General features: G+C 68.1%; 6 protein-coding genes and 2 pseudogenes. 7 read left to right on the top strand and 1 reads right to left on the bottom strand.

The window, feature by feature from the left end:
• From NBW84_RS21860 to NBW84_RS21840, 5 genes and pseudogenes are all read left to right on the top strand, one after another.
• Window positions 1-259, top strand: a pseudogene (locus NBW84_RS21860) (hypothetical protein); the annotation flags it as partial.
• Window positions 260-303: 44 nt separating this feature from the next.
• Window positions 304-729: a hypothetical protein gene (locus NBW84_RS21855; protein WP_250286974.1), complete on the top strand. Its 426-nt coding sequence runs from the start codon at window positions 304-306 to the stop codon at window positions 727-729.
• 103 nt (window positions 730-832) lie between these two features.
• Window positions 833-1,135 (top strand): type II toxin-antitoxin system Phd/YefM family antitoxin, encoded by a 303-nt coding sequence (locus NBW84_RS21850; RefSeq protein WP_250286970.1) that lies wholly within the window; start codon window positions 833-835, stop codon window positions 1,133-1,135.
• Window positions 1,132-1,419, top strand: a complete 288-nt coding sequence (locus NBW84_RS24595; RefSeq protein ID WP_445548415.1) for a type II toxin-antitoxin system RelE family toxin — start codon at window positions 1,132-1,134, stop codon at window positions 1,417-1,419. Before NBW84_RS21850 ends, NBW84_RS24595 begins: the two co-directional genes overlap by 4 nt.
• Window positions 1,420-1,809: 390 nt before the next feature.
• On the top strand, window positions 1,810-3,957 hold the full coding sequence (locus tag NBW84_RS21840) for a TIR domain-containing protein (RefSeq protein WP_250286968.1): 2,148 nt from the start codon (window positions 1,810-1,812) through the stop codon (window positions 3,955-3,957).
• Window positions 3,958-4,144: 187 nt separating this feature from the next.
• On the opposite strand, the pseudogene NBW84_RS21835 reads toward NBW84_RS21840, so the two are convergent.
• Window positions 4,145-4,371, bottom strand: a pseudogene (locus tag NBW84_RS21835) (hypothetical protein); the annotation flags it as partial.
• Window positions 4,372-4,511: 140 nt separating this feature from the next.
• On the opposite strand from NBW84_RS21835, the gene NBW84_RS21830 reads away from it, so the two are divergent.
• Both NBW84_RS21830 and NBW84_RS21825 read left to right on the top strand, forming a co-directional pair.
• Entirely contained in the window at window positions 4,512-4,970 is a 459-nt protein-coding gene (locus NBW84_RS21830; protein WP_445548810.1) for an excisionase family DNA-binding protein, read from the top strand.
• 3 nt (window positions 4,971-4,973) lie between these two features.
• On the top strand, window positions 4,974-5,528 hold the full coding sequence (locus NBW84_RS21825; protein WP_250286960.1) for a PIN domain-containing protein: 555 nt from the start codon (window positions 4,974-4,976) through the stop codon (window positions 5,526-5,528).
• Window positions 5,529-5,788 lie beyond the last annotated feature (260 nt).

Genomic DNA, 5,788 nt, shown 5'->3' with positions numbered 1-5,788 from the left:
TCGGTCGACGCGAATAAGGGCCATGGCAGAGCTTATCGGCGGCGTCGAGCATCGCACGATCACGATTGTCGACTACTCTCCGGCCTGGCCGGCCAGATTCGAGCAGGAACGGCGACAAATCCTCACAGCGCTGGGGCCCTGCTCGACTCGTCCGAGGCGATGCTTGCTGCCGCGCAGCGGCGGCTGGCCGCCGAGCCGGCTGACGTTCGTGACCGTGTCCGGCTGGTGCGAGGAAGCGGCGAGGACGCGCCCGCCCTGACGCGGGGCCGACGATTTGCCGCTGTGCTGTGTCACGGCGTGTTGATGTATCTGTCCGAGCCGGCCCCGATGATCGAGGCCCTGTGCGCGTGCACCGTTGTGGACGGCATCGTCTCGGTGATGGCGCTCAACGCGGCGACCCTTGCCGTCCGCCCCGCGCTGGAGCGTCGGTGGGACGACGCGCGGGCCGCCTTCCACGCCCGGGGGGAGTGCGGCGTGCTGGGTTTGGACACGCGTGCCGACACCGTCGAGGAACTCTCCGGCCTGTTCGCTGATCGTGGAGTTCGCCCGCTGGCCTGGTACGGCGTGTGGCTGTTCACCGACTGGATGACCCTCGACGACGGGGACGACGGGGACGACGAGGACGACGAGGACGAGCTGACCAGGATCGCCGAGGTGGAACTCGAAGCCGGCCGGCGTGATCCCTACCGGCGGCTCAGCCGGGTGTTCCACCTTGTGGGACGCGGATGACCTGACGCGGTTGCCGGCTCTCCAGCGGACGCGGGCGTCAAACCACGGCGGTGATCGGTTCTTCGAGTACGCCTGTGATGTTGCCCGGCGGCTTCGGTAGCCCGTGACTATTATTCTGGTCATGGCGACGATCCCGTTGGCGGATGCAAAGGCACGGCTGTCGGCCGTGATGGACGAGATCCGAGACACCCATGAACGAGTGGTGATCACCCGGAACGGGCGACCCGAGGTGATCATGCTCGCTGTCGCGGATCTGGAGGCGTTGGAGGAAACCCTCGACCTGCTGTCCACGCCAGGCGCGGTGGAGCGGATCCGTCAGGCCGAGGCGGACATCGCCGCCGGTGAGGCCATCGGTGCCGACGAGCTACGTCGCGCGTTCGCCGTCCGGGTCGAGCGGGAACGGTGACCGACGACGCCTATCGGCTCTCGCTCGCCCCGGCCGCACACAGGACGCTGACCGAAGGCCCACCGGTCGGGCTGCCGCTCGCCGTGGCAGCCGCGGTGATCGAGTTCGTCACCGGCGCGCTGCTCGACAACCCGCAACGCGTCGGCAAACCACTGGCCCGCGAGCTACACGGCTATCACGCCGCCAGACGCGGCGCCTACCGCGTGGTCTACCGCATCGACGACCGCAGACGCATGGTCCACGTCGTACGTATCGACCACCGCGCCGACGTCTACCACACGTAGATGGCACGGTCCGCTGCCGGACATCAAAGCCCGAGGCAGAGGCGGATGCAATCCCAGCTCGCCCGCATCTGAAGTTCGTCTGAACCGGGTTCTGGAGCCACCCCTGGATAGCGGCAGACCCTCGGCTGCCAGCCAGTAGCGTCGACCATCAGTCCCCGTCTCCGGCCTGGCGCTCCGGTGCCAGCTCAGTAGATCCGATCGTCGAGACAGACGCCACGAGGTGAGCGCCGCGCTGATACCGCGAACCGCGCCACAGTCGATTCCTGGCCGTGGCGCCATGCCACGGCCCCAACTGCGAACTGCCCCGTCTGTCAGTCGAGTGCCAGTGCGACACCCTTGTCGCATAATGTCGCCGACTAGCACGGACTGTGCCGGTGGCACACTGGCGAGGTGACCATAGGCGGCGGCGCGGACGGCACGAGCGGCTACGAGAGCTACGACTTCTACGTGTCGTACGCGCAGGCGGACCGGGCCTGGGCAGAGTGGATCGCCTGGGCGCTGGAAGATGCCGGGTACCAGGTCCAGATCCGGGCCTGGGACTCCGTTCCCGGCTCCAACTGGGTTGCCAGCGTCGACGACGGCCTTCAACGGTCCGACCGAACAATCGTGGTGCTTTCCGACGCCTACATCCGCTCGGAACACCGCAAGGCGGAATGGCAGGCTGCCTGGGTCCGTGACCCGACCGGCAGTGGCCGCCGGCTTCTCGTCGCCCGGGTCGCGAACTGTGCGCCGCCCGGGTTGCTGGGCCCGGTCGTCTCGTTCGACCTGTTCGGCCAACCGGAAGACCAGGCCCGCTTTCAGTTGCTGTGGGCGGCGGGGCTGGCGGCCTCGGGCGGACGGGCGAAGCCCACCTGCGCGCCGCCCTACCCTCAGGACGGCAGGGCGGTACCCGTCCGGCCGTCGTTTCCCGAGCCTGATGTGCCAGGCGCCAGTGGGCATGGTGCCATCTTCTTCTCCTATCCCGAGCCCCGTGCCACCGCCATCTGCGCACCGAGCGTGCTGCTCAGGCCCGAACACCGCGTCGCGCCCTTCGTCGAGCTCAGCGGCGACAGGGCCGCGCTGCATCTCTGGGTGGCCGGGCCAGGCTTGTTCTCCGCGCGGCTGCTGGCTGGTGAGGCTGGATCGGGCAAGACGCGGCTGGCCATGCGGGTCTGCGAGGAGCTGAGCGAGCAGGGCTGGCTGACGGTCCTGGTCAACTCCTCGTTGAGCCAGGCCCAGCTCCGGTGCCTGCGCGAGGCCGATGTCCCGGTGATGGTGGTCGTCGACAGCGCCGAACCGCGGCTCGACCAGGCCGCCCTGATCGCTGCCATACTCGCCGAGGGGGCCGCGTCCGGCACCTCGCCGCGGCGGCTGCTCCTGCTCACACGGTCCGCCCAGTACCTGCTCCGGGATCTCCAGTCGCTGGCCGACACGCGGACCGCCGACCTTTTCCGAGCGGCCCAGGCCCAGTCGATAACCCCTCTTCCGGCCGGGCCCGACGCGCGGCGCGTCCATTTTGATGCCGCATACATGGCGTTTCGGACAGAGCTGCGACAGGCCGGGCCGATCGTCGTGCCGCCACCCGCTGATCTCATGCGTCTTCAGTCGGTGCTGGACGTACACGCGGCGGCGCTGAACGCCTCCCTCAGAGATATCCACAGCTCCCGGGCCCCGTTTGCCACGCTGATGGAACACGATCAGCATTGCTGGCGTGAGCTCGGCCGTCACGACGGCGACCTTCAGACAGGTCTGGCGGCCAAGATCTGCGCCCTGGCGACACTCACGCGGCCCGGCTCCTTCGCGGAGGCGGAAGCCCTGTCGGCCGCGCTGCCCGGCATACTGGGCGTCGACGCCGAAGGGATCCGGCAGTGCCAGAACGCGCTCGGCACGCTCTATCCGGGCCGATGGGCGTTCAGCCCGATCCGGCCCGATGCGTATGGCGAGTATCTGGCGGCGGTCGCGCTGGCGGTTGACCCGTCTCTCGCCCGTGCGCTGGGGTCCGCCTGCTCCGCCGACCAGGCAGCGAGCACTCTCACCGTTCTCGGTCGCGCTCTGCCCCGCCACCCGGAGCTGGCCACCGCGATCGCGGAGATGCTCCGGGCGAATCCCAACGAGTTCGTTCTCGTCGCCACAGAGGTCGCCACCCGGCTCCCTGACCCGGAACGGTTCGCGCGGGCCGTGGCCGATGCCTTCGACGACTCGGCGCTCGGCCAGCTCACGCTCATCACGGCGACGGAGCTGGCGGACCGGGTACGACGCGGCGGCCGGGAACTCGGCCCGCTACGTGGGCTCAGCCTGCGCGCCTCGGCGGCGAACGGGCGCAGGCTGACCGCCGGCTTGACCACGCCCGCCGCGCGGGATCCCAACCTGGCGAGTCTGACAAATATCCTCGACAAGGTGACAAACGGCGTTATCGACCTGTTCGTCGGCCTTGTCGATCCGGGTTCCGGACGCATGCCGTCCAACCCGGACGGGACGCCGGCCGTCCCGCCCGATCTCCTCGGAACATACTTCGACCTGCAACGATACTTCCGGGGATCGGATCCCGAGAAGAAGTGAGCCAGCAGGCGGAGGCAGGAGAACCGTCGGGACCTCCAGCGCCGATCATGCCGGCTGCCAGCAGCATCCGGATGTTGGAGGATTCGGGAACGCCTGGCTGAGGAAGCGGAACGTGCGTCGTTCATCGGCCCGTTCCCGTCCGGTCCGCGAGAACGACCTCACCGGACTCGCGGGGCCAGGTGGGTCATCAGGGGGTCAGGTTCCACAGGGCGTCGAGGGGAGAGCGCAGAGGCGGTCGCCGAAGGGCAGGGTTTGTTGGCCGGTGTAGAGGACGTAGCCGGCTACGAAGCGTGGGCCGAGCAGGTTCGCGAGGTGGCGCAGGCCGGCGAGGTCCTCGGTGCGGACGGTGGCGCCGGCTTTGACCTCGATCCCGACGACACGGCCGTCAGGGGTTTCCAGCAGCGCGTCCACCTTGACCTTGTCCGGTAGTGGTAGCAGTTGGTGCAGCTCGCCGCCGACACCGGCCCGTGTGCAGGGATTGCGGATGTTGCGATTGTTTCGGATAATGCGTTTGCAGGTTGTATGTTGTGGAGGTGACGGAGATGGCGGTGGAGATGACCGGTCAGGCTGGCGGCGCGGCCCGGCATCGGGACCCCGATGCGGAGCTTGCCCGGCGGGCGGCGCGACGCATCGGCGAGTACCTCACGACGCACCCCGGTGCCGATCCGGTCACGATCAGCGGTGAGCTCGCGGGCGACGATGTCCTGGTCGTGCCCCGAGAGGCGACTGTCCTGCTCGCCCAGATTCTCCGCGTCCTGGCACAGGGTGAGAGCGTCAACGTCACGCCTGACTCCGCCGAGCTGACCACTCAGCAGGCGGCCGACTTCCTGAACGTGTCCCGGCCGTATCTGATCAAACTGCTGGAGGCCGGTGAGATCCCGTTCCGTCTGGTCGGTACACACCGGCGGGTGACGTTCCGTGATCTCCACGAGTACAGGAGCCGCGACGACCTGGCGCGGCGGCGCACGGCGGACGACCTGACCGAGCTGACCCAGGAACTGGGGCTGTACTGAGCGATGACCTTCACGGTGGTGTACGACGCCAACGTGCTCTATCCGAACACGTTACGCGATCTTCTGATCCGGATCGCGCAGTCAGGTCTGGTGCAGGCGAAGTGGACCAACGAGATCCTCGACGAGATGGCCACCGCGATAGGCCGGACTCGGCCGGACATATCGCCCGAGAAGCTCACTCGCCTCCGTAGCCTTATGAACGCGGCCATCAGAGACGTCCTGGTGTTCGGCTACGAGCCGCTGATCGAAGGGCTGAAGCTCCCCGATCCCGGAGACCGGCATGTGCTGGCTGCCGCGATCAAGGCCGGTGCTCAGGTCATCGTCACCCGGAACCTGAAAGACTTCCCCGCCGCCGACCTGGAACCGTGGGGTGTCGAAGCCAAGACACCCGATGCCTTCGTGTTGGACCAGGTGGGCATCAGAGGGCAGGCGGTGGCAGCATCCATCCAACAGATCGCGGACTCCCGAACGAACCCACCGGAGTCCGTCGACGACATTCTGCGCCAGCTAGAACGTAACGGACTCGTGGAATCGACAGCGGCACTCCGCACGCTATAGCCGCCGGGTGGCCCTTGGGAGAATCTCACCCATGGGCCACCCGGCCCCTATAGCGCAGGTCGCGCTCAGTTTCGGCGGGCACCCGGCTCGCCGACGAGATCCGCATGCTCACCGAGCCCTACAGGCTTGAGGCGGGGCAGGGTCGAGTCGAGGTGGCGCTGGCCGGGATGCGGTGTTTCCCGGCTGCCGGCCCGGGTTGGTTCTGGCACGGAGCGTGCCATCTCTTATACACATCTCCGAGCCCACGAGACAAGGGGCAA

The sequence above is a fragment of the Protofrankia sp. CiP1_Cm_nod2 genome, from assembly GCF_920664355.1.
Classification (GTDB): domain Bacteria; phylum Actinomycetota; class Actinomycetes; order Frankiales; family Frankiaceae; genus Protofrankia.
Note: the sequence above shows the minus strand (reverse complement) of the source record. Positions and strands in the feature narration are given on the sequence as shown.